The sequence below is a fragment of the uncultured Ruminococcus sp. genome (assembly GCF_946415235.1).
In the GTDB taxonomy this organism is placed as follows: domain Bacteria; phylum Bacillota; class Clostridia; order Oscillospirales; family Ruminococcaceae; genus Ruminococcus.
Genome location: NZ_CAMKRR010000058.1, coordinates 1 through 16,860, shown reverse-complemented (window position 1 = coordinate 16,860; position 16,860 = coordinate 1). Strand labels below are relative to the sequence as shown.

Annotated in this window: 14 protein-coding genes and 1 pseudogene; 7 read left to right on the top strand and 8 right to left on the bottom strand. The window is 40.6% G+C overall.

Features of this window, described 5'->3' with window-relative positions; all coding sequences use genetic code 11:
• Positions 1-163 precede the first annotated feature (163 nt).
• Positions 164-2,695 (top strand): dockerin type I repeat-containing protein, encoded by a 2,532-nt coding sequence (locus Q0R37_RS10550; RefSeq protein WP_294754259.1) that lies wholly within the window; start codon positions 164-166, stop codon positions 2,693-2,695.
• Positions 2,696-2,744: 49 nt separating this feature from the next.
• On the opposite strand, the gene Q0R37_RS10545 is transcribed toward Q0R37_RS10550, so the two are convergent.
• The 6 genes from Q0R37_RS10545 to Q0R37_RS10520 all read right to left on the bottom strand — a co-directional run bounded on the left by Q0R37_RS10545 (position 2,745) and on the right by Q0R37_RS10520 (position 6,429).
• Positions 2,745-3,521: a PhzF family phenazine biosynthesis isomerase gene (locus Q0R37_RS10545; protein WP_294754258.1), complete on the bottom strand. Its 777-nt coding sequence runs from the start codon at positions 3,519-3,521 to the stop codon at positions 2,745-2,747.
• Positions 3,522-3,556: 35 nt separating this feature from the next.
• Complete coding sequence (locus tag Q0R37_RS10540; RefSeq protein ID WP_294754256.1) at positions 3,557-4,057, bottom strand: GNAT family N-acetyltransferase; 501 nt, start codon at positions 4,055-4,057, stop codon at positions 3,557-3,559.
• A gap of 244 nt (positions 4,058-4,301) precedes the next feature.
• Entirely contained in the window at positions 4,302-4,595 is a 294-nt protein-coding gene (locus Q0R37_RS10535; RefSeq protein ID WP_294754254.1) for a hypothetical protein, read from the bottom strand.
• 712 nt (positions 4,596-5,307) lie between these two features.
• A complete protein-coding gene (locus tag Q0R37_RS10530) occupies positions 5,308-5,469 on the bottom strand; it encodes a hypothetical protein (RefSeq protein ID WP_294754252.1) in 162 nt (53 codons plus the stop codon).
• Between the two features lie 157 nt (positions 5,470-5,626).
• Complete coding sequence (locus Q0R37_RS10525) at positions 5,627-6,229, bottom strand: Fic family protein (protein WP_294754250.1); 603 nt, start codon at positions 6,227-6,229, stop codon at positions 5,627-5,629.
• Positions 6,229-6,429, bottom strand: coding sequence for an antitoxin VbhA family protein (locus tag Q0R37_RS10520; RefSeq protein ID WP_164173596.1), 201 nt, complete (start codon positions 6,427-6,429; stop codon positions 6,229-6,231). Before Q0R37_RS10520 ends, Q0R37_RS10525 begins: the two co-directional genes overlap by 1 nt.
• Positions 6,430-6,836: 407 nt before the next feature.
• On the opposite strand from Q0R37_RS10520, the gene Q0R37_RS10515 reads away from it, so the two are divergent.
• From Q0R37_RS10515 to Q0R37_RS10500, 4 genes are all read left to right on the top strand, one after another.
• Entirely contained in the window at positions 6,837-7,031 is a 195-nt protein-coding gene (locus Q0R37_RS10515) for a hypothetical protein (protein WP_294754247.1), read from the top strand.
• 924 nt (positions 7,032-7,955) lie between these two features.
• The gene (locus tag Q0R37_RS10510) at positions 7,956-9,497 is read left to right on the top strand and encodes a leucine-rich repeat protein (protein ID WP_294754245.1); all 1,542 of its coding nucleotides are present in this window, start codon (positions 7,956-7,958) and stop codon (positions 9,495-9,497) included.
• 161 nt (positions 9,498-9,658) lie between these two features.
• Positions 9,659-10,063 (top strand): single-stranded DNA-binding protein, encoded by a 405-nt coding sequence (locus Q0R37_RS10505; RefSeq protein WP_294754243.1) that lies wholly within the window; start codon positions 9,659-9,661, stop codon positions 10,061-10,063.
• A 99-nt stretch (positions 10,064-10,162) separates the two neighbouring features.
• Positions 10,163-10,468, top strand: a complete 306-nt coding sequence (locus Q0R37_RS10500) for a hypothetical protein (protein WP_294754241.1) — start codon at positions 10,163-10,165, stop codon at positions 10,466-10,468.
• Positions 10,469-11,300: 832 nt separating this feature from the next.
• Here Q0R37_RS10500 and Q0R37_RS10495 read toward each other — a convergent pair.
• Both Q0R37_RS10495 and Q0R37_RS10490 read right to left on the bottom strand, forming a co-directional pair.
• Positions 11,301-11,561, bottom strand: coding sequence for a hypothetical protein (locus Q0R37_RS10495; protein ID WP_294754239.1), 261 nt, complete (start codon positions 11,559-11,561; stop codon positions 11,301-11,303).
• Between the two features lie 273 nt (positions 11,562-11,834).
• The gene (locus Q0R37_RS10490) at positions 11,835-14,939 is read right to left on the bottom strand and encodes a CotH kinase family protein (protein ID WP_294754237.1); all 3,105 of its coding nucleotides are present in this window, start codon (positions 14,937-14,939) and stop codon (positions 11,835-11,837) included.
• Between the two features lie 1,090 nt (positions 14,940-16,029).
• Here Q0R37_RS10490 and Q0R37_RS10485 point away from each other — a divergent pair.
• Together Q0R37_RS10485 and Q0R37_RS10480 are read left to right on the top strand one after the other, a co-directional pair.
• Positions 16,030-16,635, top strand: coding sequence for a recombinase family protein (locus tag Q0R37_RS10485; RefSeq protein ID WP_294754235.1), 606 nt, complete (start codon positions 16,030-16,032; stop codon positions 16,633-16,635).
• 159 nt (positions 16,636-16,794) lie between these two features.
• Positions 16,795-16,860: pseudogene (locus Q0R37_RS10480) on the top strand (MGMT family protein); the annotation flags it as partial.

Here is a 16,860-nt window from a genome sequence, read left to right as displayed (position 1 = left end):
GTTCACAAAAAGTTTACGATTCCAGCCGCACATTTTGCCGGTCTTATACGTCAAAGCATATATAGAACAAATTGCGATTATCTCTTGCATTCAGAGGGATATCGTTGTATAATGAAATCAGGCAGTTATATGCTGCAAATCTGAAGAATGGCAGGTGAACATAATGATCTTAAAGAAACTCACAGCTGCTTTTATAGCAGCTTCAACGGCAATTATTCCCTTTACTGCAGATTATGCAAATATGGGCAATACATCAAAGGCATATTCAGAAGGATCCGTGACAGAAAGCTCAATTCCTGACTGGATACCCACAAGCTTTGAGGAGGCTTTGGAATTCCGCAATAAGTACGGCGCAACACACATCGGCTCAGGAAATGAAAGCGATCTGCTTTGTCTTGTTTTCAAAGAGCAGTATCGCAGCCAAGCAAGGTATGAGATAAAAACTTCAGGAGCACTTGTAACGGAATACTACCATAATGTGTTTTTTAATGAAGATACCGATGTTGCATATGAAGTTGTGGTATATAAAAGCGCATGGAAAACGCCGCCTGATTTCAAGGTCAAATTCAGTCGTGATTCTGTATTGCAGCAGGAATACTCCTTTACATGTTTCGGAACGCAGGCTGTAGAAACCGATATCTACGGCTGGCTTCCCGACTGCATCGAGGAATACATGGAGTATGAAAGTATTAATTCCTGTATATCAGCAAAAAACAATTATGTTGTATTCTGCCTTGATACTGATATCGGTACAGGGCATTACTGGATCCTTAACCGTGAAAGTGATTATGATAGTACTGTCATATCGTCTCTGTGCTCAACAGATTGCAGTGAGGAAACAACCGAACCTCTGGACGGCGGTACAAAACATGAGATCCGGGTATTTCAGGCTGAAAAAGACGGGTATGCAAAGATAGCGTATGACTATACCGAAAATTACTTTATTTCCAATTCACCCACTGCAATAGAAAAGACATTACTTGCCGACTGTGTGGTTATAGATGATGCACAGACCGTACTGCTTAAGGGAAATATGAGATATACACTTGTTGACTATGATACCGGCAAGCCTATTTCTGTTCCCGAAGATGACGCTCCTTATATATGGACAAATGTAAGCTATGACACACCTGAAGGCGAGTGCATTTTGAAAAGTCAGCCCTTCTGGCTTTATACAAATCCGGCAATTGACAAGAGCACAGGTTTTCACCTTGACGCAGATAATTTTTCATTCGGATTGAGCAATCCGCCAAAAGGATATTTGATCCCTGAAACGACCGATCCTCATCCGAGATATGAAAATGGCAGAATAATCCCTGAAGATTATATGACCGTCACAAAATATGACAATGAAACTGCTGATGTTGTAATAAAACTAAAAAGCCGTAAAAAGACCACATCATATTCAACAACTATCACTCTGTATGATAAGGATACGGGTGAACTGATCGGTATTCCTGAAGGTGATGATGCGTTCCGGATCATGAAACTCACCGGCAGCAGTTCACCTTCAAGCGGTAGAACCGTGAATTATGATATAACATCAAATCCCTGCACAGTCGATGATATTAATGTATATGATCCTGACAGCTATTATTACATCATATCTGATATGGCCGGAGGCTGCTATTGCGAACCTGAGTTTGAAGTCGTAAATGAAGGGAACAACAAGGTCGAACTGTCATGCAAACTGGAATGGGTACCGAACGGTGATGTCAACGGAGACGGCTGTCTCACTGTTTCAGATGCTTTGATAATGCAAAAGTGGCTTCTTTCTGCATCAGATATCACACTTTTCAACTGGAGAGCAGTTGATTTCTGCCGTGATAACAGGATAAATATATTTGACTTTGTAATGATGCGAAAAGAACTCATAAATCAGAATGCTACAGAATATTTAGAACCTGATCACCGCAGTTTCGGCGGACCAATACGTACTGTTACAGATTGTCTGAGATTATATCTTGGCCCGGATGAGAGCTATGAGAATGTAGCAATTATTTATAAAGGTACTCATCTCTCAGAATTAGGATATCAGGATAATAACGATAAATGGATATTTACCGAATACTGTGGTAAATATGGCTGGATCAGAACAGTAGAAGACGATGGCAAAACTCCGACGATCGTTTACGAGGTATACATGGATAAGCCAGTCATCTATCTCTACCCCGAGAAAGAGACAGATGTTCATGTTGAGCTTGAGCTGACGGAGGCAGAGCTCTCAACAACCTATCCGAAGTATAATAACGGCTGGGATGTGACTGCGTATCCTGACGGAAAGCTCATGAACAAAGCAGACGGTACACACCACAGATATCTGTTCTGGGATGCGGTAAACTGCCGTACAAAATTCGATTTCTCCAATGGCTTCTGCGTTGCAGGCAGTGATACAGAGAGTTTCCTCAAGGAAAAGCTCCCATATATGGGGCTGACCGAAGATGAAATGAACGAGTTCATCGTATACTGGCTGCCTTTAATGGAGCATAATAAGTACAATCTCATTTCTTTCCAGAGTGATACCTATACTGATTCTGCTAAGTTGAATATCACGCCGACACCCGACAGTATGCTGCGTATATTCATGACGTATGTTCCATTGGAAGAAGCAGTTGATATCGAACCACAGCAGCTATCGGCCTTTGAGCGAACAGGTTTTACAGTCGTTGAATGGGGCGGCAGCAGTATACAATAATAGCAATCACATGCAATAAACTGAAAATCCGAAGGCGGCGCACATATTATCATAATCCAACAATATCATTTATTGAAAAGAGTACGGCTTTACCGGAGATAATGACCATATCTTCTGCACATTCACAGTACAGGATACCTGTGCGGTTTGATGCTTGAAAAGCCTTAATACGGGATTTGTTCAGTCTCCTGCTCCAATAGGGTACGATCATGCAGTGAGTTGAACCGGTCACAGGATCTTCAGTTATACCGAACCTGGGAGCAAATATCCGTGAAACGCAGTCATATTCCGTACCCTTGGCAGTGACAGCTATACAAGCACCGTCAAGCTTGGAGATAAGCTCCATATCAGGCTGCAAGTCCCGAACTTCATCCTCATCACGCAGAATGAACAGTATATCACGGTCTCTGTATGCTGCAAGAGGGATAGTTCCGAGAGCTTCAATCATCATGTCCGTTATCTCGATATGTTCCAGCTTATAAGCAGGAAACTCCATTCTTATCAGCTCATCGCTCTTTTGAACGGTAAATGCACCGATCTGACCGTAGAAGTTGATAGTATCCGTATCCTGAGCGTAGAAATTGAAGAGAACGTAAGCAGCAGCCAGAGTAGCGTGACCGCAGAAATCAATCTCACTCTTGGGAGTGAACCAGCGGATATGATAACGGTCGTTCTCTTTTACAACAAACGCGGTTTCAGACAGGTTATTCTCTGCAGCGATATTCTGCATGATATCTTCACTTGGGAAGTTGTCAAGTACGCATACAGCAGCAGGATTACCCGAGAATATCTTATCCGTGAATGCGTCAACGATGTATTGTTTCATTTGTTTCTCCTGTTCTATGAGAATGTGATATTAGCCTAAATCTTGATTCTGACATAATACTTCGTATCGTCTTGATGATGGATATATCCGCCATTATTCAGCATAACTCTGAGAGAAGCTGGATTATCTCTGTTTACACGCAGATATATCTCATCTTCCTGAACATCGTCTCTTATCTCATCGATGAGGAGTTTAAGTCCCTGAGAAGCATAACCTTTGCTGCGATATTCAGGAGCTATGTAATAGCCAACGTGTCCTGAGCCCTCAATAAGCGACTGGCATAGATAATGGCGGAAGTGAAATGTGCCAACGATATTATCATCATCCCAGAGATAGTATACTGTCTGCGGAACATATCCTTCCGGCAGCTTTTCACCCTTTGATTGAGCAATCATCGTTTCAAGAGCATTATCAAAATCTTCACGGCTTATACCGTGATAGTCGTTGAGAAAACCGTTCTCATCTACAGGAATATCGCATTGAAAGAGCCATTCTTTCTCAATATCTTCGTAGTTAGCAGATTTTAGTATCAGCATATTTGCCTCGTTTCATTTCTCATCATTCTTTGAGATTTAGTGAATTATTATTTAGTAGCTTACGAGTATAATATCATATCACAGCGATAGTGTCAAGCTTTTCCGAAAAGAAGTTTGGATAGTTTATTATTACATAGTTAGAGAACAGCCACCCGGCACAAAGGCCGGGATTTCAAGTATTTACCTTGAGCTGTTCCGTACTTAGGACAAATTTGTTTGACTTATTGACTTTGATTTTCAATTATTAATCTTCATTTTCTTCATTTTGGGGATAAAACGTTTTGGAACATTCCCACTCTACTTTCTTTACGTTTTCCACAACAAGTTTTGTAGGCTGACCTGTAACGTCAGCTACTCTCTGTGCCATTTCATATGTTGTCTTATTATCCGGACACATCATTTTTCCACCATTAATATTCGTTGTGCTGATACAAGTATGCGTATGACATAATGAACCTTCTGTTTCCTTGTTATGTGAACCAGTTAAAGCTGCATGATTTTTAGTATACGGCTCAAAGATCTTATCTGTCAAAGCCATAGCAACATCAGTTGTTGGAGCCGTTTCAGGAGTATATGAGAGCATGGCATACTTTGTATCTTTAAAGTTTTTAAGTTCAATATCTGATTATAAACAAGATTAAATAAGAACCAGCTCCCTTGCGGGAGCTGGTTCTTTAATAAGCATTGTACCACCGTAAATGTCGTGTGATTTTCGTGTGATTTTGTGTGATTTTTAACTGTAAACAGTCACACGCGACTGCAAAAATGCAGTTTAAACTGTTTCATACAGGTAAGAGAAAAGCCTGTATTTCGGTGTTTTTCTCGAAATACAGGCTTTGTCGTTCTGGCAGGGGCAGAAGGACTTGAAGAAGATTTTGGTAATTTCTTGCCTTTTTGCAACTTCTCGTATTCGCCTATAATTCGGCAAGAAACGACAACTTAGAGCAAGCTTGATTTTGCTGCCTTTTTGCCGCTTTTAGTGGCAATAAAGGACAGATAAAGGACAAGGTTCAGGCATACTCCTGTAAATAGCCAAAACTTAAAAATAGTAGAATTATGCCCTAACGTCATTATATTACCATTTGTCTTTTGCTTCTTGTCCAGACTGTACTTGACATATTCTGCGCTTCAAAAACATGCCCTCATATTAAATGAAATGTTTGATTAAAATCACGACAGAAGTTTTTTATTCTGTGTGATTATGAAACAAATTGCCCAATATATGATAACTCCCATTTTTAATTAGTGGGTTACCTATTATTCCAACCAGATTCCCTTGCAAATTCAGCGAGAGCTGCGCAGAATGCTTCCTGCTGATGCTGAGGATCAAGCTTTTTATAAGCTTCGCAGAGTTCATGAACAGCCTTGACCACATTGCGAACTTCCTTACACTGTTCCTGTTGGTAATGCATTATTTGCTCCTGATTCTGTCTATAATAGTCAGGATTAACATACTGCGGATTAAAAAACTGATTGTAGAATTGATTGTTATACATAGTTGTACCTCTTTTCGTTTTTTCTTATTATAGCTTAATGATAAGACGATTACAAGTAAATAAAAGTGTTTTTTTAGGTAGTTTTCATGCACTCCACAATAACTTTGTAAAAAGCCGTATCATCCACCACTGATCTAACAGCTGCATCAAGCATCGTATCTCTGTCAACATGGCTCCAGTCAAGCGAAAAGCCATAGTGAAGTGCTATGCATCGTATCAGTTCACGGATACTTCGTCCGTTACCCTCACGGAACGGGTGAATGATATTCAGTTCTGACATAATATAGGACAAATGCTCAATCTGGCGCTGTCTGTCCGTTTCATGCAGCATATTGTCACTGTGTATCTTGGCAAAGACCTTATCCAGCTCCTGAGCGATTAAATTTGGCGGAAAAAACATGGTTTCGCCCTTGCTTATCTGCTCACGGCGGATATGTCCGGCAAAAGGGTACAGGTCTTCAAACAGGAATCTGTGTATATTTATTAGCTGTGTCTTGGTGAATCTGCCCTTGATTGGCGATTCGAGGAGCATATACTGTTTCAGAGATGTGATCTCCTCCTCCGCCTGTTTCAGCTCATGCATTTCCTTGATATTCAGCTTGTTTTTGAGCACATCAGAATCAGGATAGCAGTATATCGACTGAACCGTTGTGTATACTTCATATTTTGAAAACATTACTCCGCCCTATGATATTTTGCTTTCAGTTCTGCCATGATCTGCTGATAATTCGCCTGACCGCTGGCATATCTGTCAAGGTTGCGTCTGCTTTCGGCACTCAGTGTGAGCCCCTCAATTGCCATCGTTCCGGCAACATTCTGTACTCGCTGTTTATGCAATTGATCAGTAACAGGCTTTCTCTGTACCTGTGGCTTCATGTTTCTTCCTCCCCTTTTGAAATTCTAACGCTTCTTCATTTGCTCCGCCCTTGATGTTGAATTTGTCACATACGCTACCAAAACTACTCTTTCCTTTCCATAATGAACATTGCGTAGTTTATGTGTCATTCGTTTATGAAGATACGAAGCGTCCAGAGCAAATCTTTATATACATTATATCATAGTAATACTGAAAAAGCAATATTATCTTCCGATTTTACGTTGATTGCAACTTTTACTTCACCAATAAAATCAATAATTCCATTTTTTTACTCATTTCAAGGCTAATCTCAAAGGTACTGCATCATCAAATTTGTCACCAAGCAATATAACTTATCAACAATTATTTGACTTATTGTGTGTTTTATGGTATAATAATACATATTAATGTGTCAGGGGGACATGAGATGGCTATTCCAAAACTTAAAAAGGAAAATGTGATTGAAGCAATAAAATTCATTGATAAAAACGGCATTCCACCACAGTACCAAAGCACCCAATACGACCTTATATCAGAGGATAATAAGAAATACCCTCCCAAATATTTCATTGCCGTTGCAAATCACATTGAAAACAAAACAGAAATAACTACAGATATATAGCCGTTTACACAGCATACACAGCAAACACACCGTTTTTGAAATCCATTACAGTTTTTCAAGCTCTTAAGAATAGCAGCGCCGTACCACGTACCAGATGTACCACATTTAAGAACTGTTACGTTTGGTACACGGTACATGACTCGGCTTTATAAAAACTCGTGCCTCAGAACAAAGTAATTTTCATCTGAACTTGAAAAATGATGTATTTGGTGTATTCGGTGTATTCGCATACGGTGATAAGCCGTTTTCGGATACACACTGAATACATCGGAATACATCGCCGTTGTATCAGATGTATTTTTGAAGTTTCGGAATACAGGCAATTAGACACCAAATACATCAAATACACCGATTTTAAAATCCATTTAAAAATGATAAGCGCAGAAAGTAATATTTCAGAAAATGATTTCTGTGCGTGCTATAACGGATTAAATTTTTCACCTCAGATTGAATTCGGAAAATGATGATTTTTAATGGAAATGCTCCCTGTGATAAAGAGAAAAAATGAAAAAGTTTTTTGGACTATTAATTTGTATTATGAGGAGAGCAAGCAACCCCAGTGTCAGTACACTTCGGCATTTTCTTCAAAAGCTGTATTTGCTTTTTCAGAAGGGAGCAAGCATATCAAGTGTCGTTACACTTTCGATTTTTTGAAAAAAACGTAACACTTGCAGCTTGCTTTACTGGGAGATTCCCAGACCCTTGTTTTGTTATTAGTTTTGTATAACTTAAATCAATGTTTTTTTGACATTCATCCCCATTGTAAGAGCAATGAAAACAAAGTCAAAAATACACTCAAAGCATTGAATAATAATAAATTAGAATGATAGCCATTATCTTTATCTAAATATTGACTTGCAATTTATAAAATGATATAATATTTAATGTGTAAACCTGTACCCATAAATTAAGGAGTTTATGAAAATGATTAAGAAAATAATTGCAGTAATGTGTGCCACTGTGGTGTGTTCAGGACTTGCTTTTTTGCCCAACTACAATGGCAAATCAATTGTTCCTACTATTAATGCAGCCCTTGAGGGCGACTATTATACTGACGAATACGGCGTAACATACAGATTCACAATTGATCAATCAGATAATACTGCCTGCCTTAAAGGCATCAAAAATGTAAAGTCAAATCTTATTTTACCAAGTAGTGTAACATTAAATGGTAATTCCTACACTGTTACTAAATTAGGAAATGGATTTGGCTATCATTACGAGGAAATTAACAGCATTACTATCCCAAATACTATATATAGTTTAGGTGATAGTTGCTTTTATCTTGCTGATAACTTAGTGTCAGTAAATGGCGGTGATTCAATAAATGAAATAGGAAGAGATACATTTCAGTATACAGCATGGGAAGAAAATCAAAAAAATACTAAGGGTTACTGTAATCTTGGAAAATATTTAATAAGATATTTCTCAAGTGAAGAAACGGTGGATCTTTCCAAAAGCGAATTTGATAATATAGAATACATTTGTCCTCTTGCATTAAAATCAATTATCAAAACAAAAAAATTGATCCTTCCTAAAAACATGAAAAGTATTTCAATTGATGCAATTTTAATTCATAATGAAGAAAATACGCCATACATTTTAAATGAAGTAAAGTTTTATGATGCAAAATCAAATAAATACATAGATCTTTATGACGCTTGTATGTCTGATAATTATAGTGACTATTCTTTCATGTACGATAATTATGATGCTTTTCTTCAAACTCAGTTATGTGATAAAATAGCCCTTGATTATACAAAGAAAATCTTTAGTAAATGTGGAATAAAGTATTTAGGTTCAACGAATAATACTGGATATAGCGCATGGGAAGAATATCAGATCATACGAAAACTGTATATATACGTATGCGATAACTTCACAGAGTATAATTGTGAGAATGGCAAGTCATCTTCTTTTAAAACGGAATTCTTCTATCGTCATGGAATAATGTGTCACGATTTTGCGGAAATGTTTAAATACTTTTGTGACGCAGCCGGAATTACATGTGTAGTAGCATATGGCAATAATCATGAGTTTAATGATGTGAAAATTGGAGATAAATGGTTTAATCTTGATTCATGTGCAAGTTGGAATTTGTCAGTTCAGAGTTTTTTAACTACCGATAATGTATTTAAAGAGCCTTCTGGAAGTCACACGAAAACATATAAATCTACTTATTTACAGTGTACAACACAAATAGGAGATGTTAATCAAGATGGATATATCAATTCAATTGATGCGTCATTAATACTTGATGCATATTCGTCATCAAGAGTTAGCAATCGAAATAATAACTTCTCAAGTTTCGATTTAGTACTTTGTGATGTTGATAGAAATGGTTATGTTAATGCAATAGATTCTTCATGGGTTCTCTCATATTATTCATATGTCCAGACACATAAAGGTGGGGAAACACCATCATTAGAGCAATATATGCATAATAACGGATTGCATATTATATAATTGCCCATTAAAAAGCAGTAACAATAAAAATACATAGGTTTACACTAATAAACAAATACTGAAAAAGCTCTTGTTTTATAAGCAGGAGCTTTTCTTGTCTAAATAGAATAGTGCTATAATAGCACAAATATAAAAATCTATAATAAACGGAGGTATTAACCATGAACCAAATCGTATTAATCGGACGTCTGACCGCTGATCCTGTACTTGAAAAGACAGAAAGTGGCGTTTTCAAGTGTAAGTTCTCACTTGCAGTACAGGACGGAGCAACAAACAAGAACGGCGAAAAAGAAGTTGACTTCATCAATTCCATTGCATGGAGATCAACAGCCGAGTTTATTTCCAAATACTTCAAGAAGGGCAGCATGATCGGTGTGATTGGCAAGCTTAAGGTACGTCCCTATGAAAAGGAAGGCGAAAAGAGATATGCAACCTTTGTAAACGTCAGTAATGCCGAGTTCGTTGGATACAATAAATCTCAGTCAGGCGAAAATGGAAACGGCGACGAACCAGACTTATCAGCAGAGTTTGATGAGATACTGACACAGGAGGAGTCACCATTTTAAGTGAATACGGATAGAAAAAGCTTCTGAATACATCAGGAGCTTTTTTCTTCCCCGATTGAAGTTGTGCTATTATAGCACAAAATGAAGGAGTGATATTAAATGAGACAATTTTCTTCTCCGAGGGCAGCTGATTTAAAGTTTACTATCTATGATGATGGCAGCGGCTCTGCTGAGTACAAAGGGAGAAAAGTCGGAGAAATTGATAAAAGCACAAATGAAATCCGCATAAAATGTGATCAATGGCGTACATTCATTGCTACTGACTTAGAAAAGGAGTTTATTGATAAAGCTGAAGGTAAACGTAAAACCGAGACAGTAAATCCGGAGGTTGTGCAGCGAAAGAACTGTGTCTTACCCTGGGAGGCCGGGTCAGCGTGGAAAACACGTGTGATAAAAAGCTTATGATTCGGAGTAAGCTGAGGTCGTAGTACCGGAATCACTAGCTGGGAAGGACCTAATGTCAGAACATTGCAAATCACTGTAAGTAAGGCCGGGATATTTCGAATCTGAGGATATGTCCTGAAAGCGGGAACGTATGTCCGTGGAGGCAGAAGGGCAGTGGAAAGTTTACTGGAAGCTTTACGAATGGATGGAGGAGCAACAAGTGGTCCTATAATACTTGGGATAGATAAAACAAAGGACCGACCTGGATTAGTCGATCCTTTGGCATACTATCCCGCAAGGAGTACTTGAATAATCTGTTTTGATGTAGCGCCGTATACCTGACCGGTACGTACGGTGCAATGTGGAGGGAGAGGTTACCCCTCTCTCTACCCTATTTCCGTCCACGATGTGGATATAAATTTACAATTGTATTATAACAATTTTGAGTGGAAAAGTCAATAAATCATTCTTTTTTCTTACGGACTTGAAAAGGGCGCGAAACTTAAAGTTAAAAAAGCAGCTCCTGCAAAAGAAATCATTTTGAGGCATAGTAAGAACTTCAACGGAACGTTAAATGATAAAGATGTTTGCAAATTGGCCGGAATAAGCCGAAACACTTACTACAAGTACAAGGCTGAGCTTAAAATAATAAATAAATTTATAGCGGTGGAGCGTATGTGCAAAGCCGCTTTTTTATGTTTAAGAAGTCAAAATACGCCTGAGCGCTCCGGCAGGCAGGGCCACGCAAATGACATTTTGCAAATCTATCGACATCGAGATCCTTATTATAACCTCCAAGGTCTGAGGATAGCGCACTGCTAACGCATGCGTATGGTTGCTAATGCTCGAAATCTTACATGTGTAGCAATGTTGGATTTTGGAAACTTTTAGTTAACAGATTTGTTGCTAAACTAAGGCCATAAAACTCCATAAGCTCACTGCTAAGTGCCTGGCTGCCCATACCCAAAATAAACCGCATTGTTTTTGAAAAAGACAGCTCACTTTTACGAACAAAATCTCTCTTAGGATCAACTACAAAATCAGAGATATTTTTCTCCATGTTACAGATGATGGCATTAAGCTTGTTTTTGACGATATTACAATATTTTTGCACGGTAAAACCTCCAATCAGATGTGTATATCTGATTAGCTGCGCCGCACATTTTTTGCTTTTTGTCAATACCTTTTTGCAAAAATTTACATTATATACATAAAAAAACTGTAAGAGTATTTGGCCTCTTACAGTTTTTTCTTAACTTAATGACATTAGGGAGTAATGGGGGGAATATTATTTTCCCAACTAAAAGGGAAAGGGCGGATAATATCCGCCCCTACAATAAGTATCATGTTATTTATTATGTATGCCGCCCATGTAATTATGCATACATCATGAAAACGCCTTTATCTCGCCCATTATGAACCTTCTCAGCAGTACGAGGTCGGCAGTGTTTATTGCGTCGTCGCCGTTTATATCCGCAGCTCCGAAGTTATCAGCTTCGCCGTTGAGGACTGCCTTCTTCATGCCGCAGAGGTCGTATATATCCACCTTGCCGTCGCCGTTGAGGTCTCCCACAGCGTACTTTGTCACGGACTTGTCGGGTCTCCACCAGTTCACATTGTAAAGATATCCCTCGCCGCCTGTGAACACGAAATAAACATCGTGCTTTCCGCTTGTCTCGCTGATAGAACAGGTCTGTGTGTTCCATGTCTGCCAGCCGTCGGTGCCCTTTATATCCATTTTGCCGATGAGCTGTCCGTCGGGCTTGTCAAGGCGGACTTCAAGAGCAGCCCTTGCACCGTTTGAACCTATACGGAAGTCGATATTACTCACATTTGTGAGGTCTACGTCCTTGAAGCCGATGTACTCGCCGTTCTCGATATACGCAACGTCAAGTCCGCCCTCGGAGCAGTTCTCATTATCCGTTCCCGACTTGTAATCGCAGGTCTCTGCCTGAATAACCTTGCTCAGTGACTTGAGTCCGTTTATGGGAACTGTCTTCTGTATTGCCGCAGTCGTTGTGGTAGTTGCCCTTGCTGTGGTCGTGGTAGTAGTCGTTGTCGTGACCTTTGTAGTCACGAGCTGACCGTTTCCGTTGGTATAGACAGCTTCCACAGTTGCGTCGCCCTCCAGTCTCACCTTTATTGAAGCTGTTGTGGCATCGCCGTTTGTTATCTTTGCGCCGTTTATGCTCCAGTGTGAGAAGATGCAGCCCTCAACAGGCAGAGCCTTGATATATATATCGTAATCCGAGTGGTAGTTTCCGCTCCAGCTGCCGATATTGCCGAGGCTGAGCGTATTGAGCTTTATTTCTCCGCATTCTGCGGGATTTACGACTGTGAGCCTGTGAGGCTCGGAGGAAAGTCTCATAGCCGAGCGTGTGGTGCGCTCCGCATAGGGATAGCGCTGAGCGTAGAACTCCTCAACTGTGTTCATCTCGCCCTCAAAGCGTCTTATGGCGTTGTCCCCCGACAGTCCGCCAGAATGGAAGCGGGCATAGGTATCGGCTACCTGCTGTCTGAAGCTGTTCCTGTAGCCCTCTATGACCTCTCTTGTCCTGTCTGTCCTGAAGTCCGTATTTACAAGGTCCATCATCGTCCTTGCGAATTTTAGCCTGAACTGCTCATTATTGCAGAGAGCGTTGAACACTCTTGCAAGCTGGCTGTTGCTCTCGCGTATGCGCTTGTAGCAGTCGGCATAGTATGACTTGTCCTCTGTGCCGTAGAGCCCCTGTCCCGACTCGGTATCAAAGAGTATCATACGCCATTTGCCGTCAGCGTAGGGATTTGTCTCGTCAATAACGTTTGAGCGCCATGCACTGAAATTGTTCTGCGGCCAGTCTGCATTTGACCAGTATATCTGAGCTGCGAAATAGTCCATGAAGCCCTGTATGTCAACCTTGCTGCAAAACTCGTCATAGGAGATGCTGCCGTTTGCAAAGCCGTCGCATACCTCGCGCCAGTCCCTGAGGTCATTATCTGTACCCTCTTCCAGCGCGCCGTTCTCTATCATGGCGATATCGCTTTTCTTCACGCCGTAGTGGTCGCTGAGGAAGCTTGTGTTTATCTTTTCCATCATCTGATAGATGCCCCAGAACTCGCCGTCGATGAAGAGTATGCACTCAGAGGTCGCCTGATGTGCAAAGCCCCTGTCCGCCACAAGGGACTGGTTGATGCTGTCGCGGAAGAAAGCTCCCGTGTTGTCATTGCCGCCGTTGCGGAGAACTACTCCGTTAAACTTCTTGATAGCCTTTCCGTTCTTTGCTTTCACGGCTTTGCCCGAGAAGAAGTCGTAATCGAACTCGGTCAGGCCGTAGTCCTTGCGGGTATAGATGTTGAAGCTCTTCTGCGCGAGACATCTTGAAAAAGCGCCCTTTATGCGTATGCCCACATTCTGGTTTATGACCATCTGTCCGTTGTCGAACATGGTGAATATGGCAGGGCGCTCCCAGTCTCTGCCCTTCTGAGTATAATTTGCGGGTATCTCCCACGGCCACTTGTCGCCGCTGCTGTACCTGTTCTCCTCATAGATGCGTCCGAGGCAGTATATGCCCTTGTTGCTGTCAAAGAGGTTTGCAGGATCTGTAACAAGGGATACAACCTTCATCTGCTTGTAGTATCCCGAATTGGTCTTGCCTACCATATAGGTCTTTGTGACGTACTCGCTGGCACGGTTCTCCTTGTCCACTGCCACGGCTCTGATGACTACAGCCTTATCCACCCTTCCGCGTGGAGTTTCAGCTCCGTCGGGAACAATATCCGTGCGGGCGCTGAGGCGGTTGTCGGTATCCGACATATCCTTTATGGTGAGGGGCTCGGTGTATTTTTTCGAGCCGTACACAGGATCGCTGCCGTCTGTTGTGTAGTAGATGTCGCAGCCCTCGTCGGCTGTGAGCGTGAGTGTGAATTCGCTGTCGTAAAATCCGCTCTCATGTGAGAACACAGGCTTATGCACCGCAGCTCTTCCCTCGGGTGTGGCATTTGCCTTGTCGGGAGTACATTTCATCACGTAGAACTCGCCGCTTCCCTCGGGATACTGTCCGAATGAAGTATCCGCAGCAAGTGCCTCCGCATCAACTGTCTGTACAGCATTTCCGCTCGTGTCTGTAAGCACTATGGTCTCCCCGGAGGCAGAAAGTCCGAAAGGAGCTATACTGCTGTTGCCGGCAGCAGCGTCGCTGTCACAGAAAACAACGAGCCTTCCCTCTGACGGGATATGAGTTCCATTGGGGAACACATACTTAGGCGGTTCGTTTTCCTTGTCAGAAAGTCCCCAGCCCGAAATATCGGCTTCTGACTTTCCGCTGTTGTAAAGCTCTATCCAGTCGTAGCAGTTCCCGTCTGCCGATGGATATGAAGTGTTTTTGGTGCAGATCTCGTTGACCGAAACTTGTGTGACCGTATCTGCGTTTGCAGGAAGATATGCGGCTGTCTGCATCAGCAGTCCAAGGCATAAAATACCTGCGGCTGAACGTTTCTTAGAAAAGTTGTTCATTTTTCCCTCCAATTAATATTCTTACCCTCTGAATAATTTTGCGCTGCTGTCCTTTTATGATATCCGATATTGTGTTTCTGCCGTACACATCAGCCCATAGCCGGACTGCAACTTAAACATTATAACATATACACAAGGCTATTTCAAGCGGTTTATGGATTTTTTCAGCAATTCACAACAAACAATTGATTAAATACCTTTCGTTTATTCAACTTAACAAAAAAGCCCTGTTTTATGGGTAATGTCATTAAGTTAAGAAAAAACTGTAAGAGACCAAATACTCTTACAGTTTTTTATGTATATAATGTAAATTTTTGCAAAAATGTATTGACAAAAAGCCAAAAATGCGCGGCGCAGCTAATCAGATATACACATCTGATTGGAGGTTTTACCGTGCAAAAATATTGTAATATCGTCAAAAACAAGCTTAATGCCATCATCTGTAACATGGAGAAAAATATCTCTGATTTTGTAGTTGATCCTAAGAGAGATTTTGTTCGTAAAAGTGAGCTGCCTTTTTCAAAAACAATGCGGTTTATTTTGGGTATAGCCAATTGCATAAGGAAAGCCTGTATTTCGATAAATTTTTAATCAGTAACTTTATTAGGAAAATATTAGGAATCGTCTGCTGTAGTAAATATTAGTGTAAATAAAGGAAGTTCAGTGCACTCCCCTTAATCCAAATAAATAGGCATCTCATCAACAAAACAATACAAAAAAATAAAATATATTACAATAAATAGTGTGCCGAACGCAACACAAAAAGCGATGCCAAAGCCACAAGATCCGCAAATGTCGATATATAGCTGATTGAGGGATAGGCAAAGAAATTGCGGTATATAGTCGCTGATGAAACAAAAGCCCGTAAAACAGCAATATACCGCTAAATCTACGAAACGAGAAAATGTAAAAGAAATCAATGATTTCATTTACGCTTGAATTATGGAATATCATTGCCAATTATAACATATAATGTGTGCTAAAATCTAACTGTTTCGTTTACAATGCTTTACTTTACAAATGCCATGAAGTATGATATAATAGCATTATAGACAAGAGCTTAAAGCTTAGAGTGAAAGGGGTTGTTATTATGGCAAAGGTATACGGATATTGCAGATGTAGCACAAATGACACGAAACAGGATATCAATAGACAGGTGCGAGAGCTCAAAGCAATGGGCGCAAAAGATACTACCATATATACAGAGTACGTCTGCGGAATGAAGAAAGACAAGACAGAGCTCAATAAGTTACTGGAAGTTATTGAAAGCGGCGATACTCTCACAGTTACCGAGATATCACGTATCACAAGAAGCACAAAGCAACTGTGTGATATCATTGACTTTGTACAGGCTCGCAAGATTAAGCTTGTTATCCAGAACAGCATAACAATTGACTGCACCAACGGCGAGCTCGATGCAATGACAAAAGCATTTCTGCAAATGGCAGGTGTTTTTTCAGAGCTTGAGCATGATATGATATGCAGTAGAGTTAAAAGCGGTGTGGCAAATGCAAGAGCCAAAGGCAAAAAGATTGGACGACCTTCAATCACACTGGCTCAGATACCCGACAAGGTAAAGGATAAATACAATCTTTACAAAAGCGGCGAGCTCACAAAGTGTGAGTATGCTAAAGTGTGCGGCATAAGTCGCCCAACACTGGACAAGTATATTAATCTCATGACAGAGACATTATAAAGCAATAGGACGGTTACCAATGACGGCAATCGTCTTTTTTCCTTATAATATAATAGTAAGCTTGAGCGCTCCGACAGGCAGGGCCACGCAAATGACATTTTGCAAATTCACCTAAATCGACATAGAGATCATAATTTATAACTTCCAAGGCCTGAGGCTATCTCGATAATAATCCCCTGTCACAGAGTTGTCGGAGCAGACGGCAGTCTGACAGGCTATGCAGGC

Coding starts and splice junctions, on each gene's coding strand:
- Q0R37_RS10515 (WP_294754247.1), top strand. CDS start 6,837: ATGGCTATTCCAAAACTTAAAAAGGAAAATGTGATTGAAGCAATAAAA.
- Q0R37_RS10535 (WP_294754254.1), bottom strand. CDS start 4,595: ATGGCTTTGACAGATAAGATCTTTGAGCCGTATACTAAAAATCATGCA.
- Q0R37_RS10505 (WP_294754243.1), top strand. CDS start 9,659: ATGAACCAAATCGTATTAATCGGACGTCTGACCGCTGATCCTGTACTT.
- Q0R37_RS10545 (WP_294754258.1), bottom strand. CDS start 3,521: ATGAAACAATACATCGTTGACGCATTCACGGATAAGATATTCTCGGGT.
- Q0R37_RS10540 (WP_294754256.1), bottom strand. CDS start 4,057: ATGCTGATACTAAAATCTGCTAACTACGAAGATATTGAGAAAGAATGG.
- Q0R37_RS10530 (WP_294754252.1), bottom strand. CDS start 5,469: ATGCATTACCAACAGGAACAGTGTAAGGAAGTTCGCAATGTGGTCAAG.
- Q0R37_RS10550 (WP_294754259.1), top strand. CDS start 164: ATGATCTTAAAGAAACTCACAGCTGCTTTTATAGCAGCTTCAACGGCA.
- Q0R37_RS10500 (WP_294754241.1), top strand. CDS start 10,163: ATGAGACAATTTTCTTCTCCGAGGGCAGCTGATTTAAAGTTTACTATC.
- Q0R37_RS10525 (WP_294754250.1), bottom strand. CDS start 6,229: ATGTTTTCAAAATATGAAGTATACACAACGGTTCAGTCGATATACTGC.
- Q0R37_RS10490 (WP_294754237.1), bottom strand. CDS start 14,939: ATGAACAACTTTTCTAAGAAACGTTCAGCCGCAGGTATTTTATGCCTT.
- Q0R37_RS10520 (WP_164173596.1), bottom strand. CDS start 6,429: ATGAAGCCACAGGTACAGAGAAAGCCTGTTACTGATCAATTGCATAAA.
- Q0R37_RS10485 (WP_294754235.1), top strand. CDS start 16,030: ATGGCAAAGGTATACGGATATTGCAGATGTAGCACAAATGACACGAAA.
- Q0R37_RS10510 (WP_294754245.1), top strand. CDS start 7,956: ATGATTAAGAAAATAATTGCAGTAATGTGTGCCACTGTGGTGTGTTCA.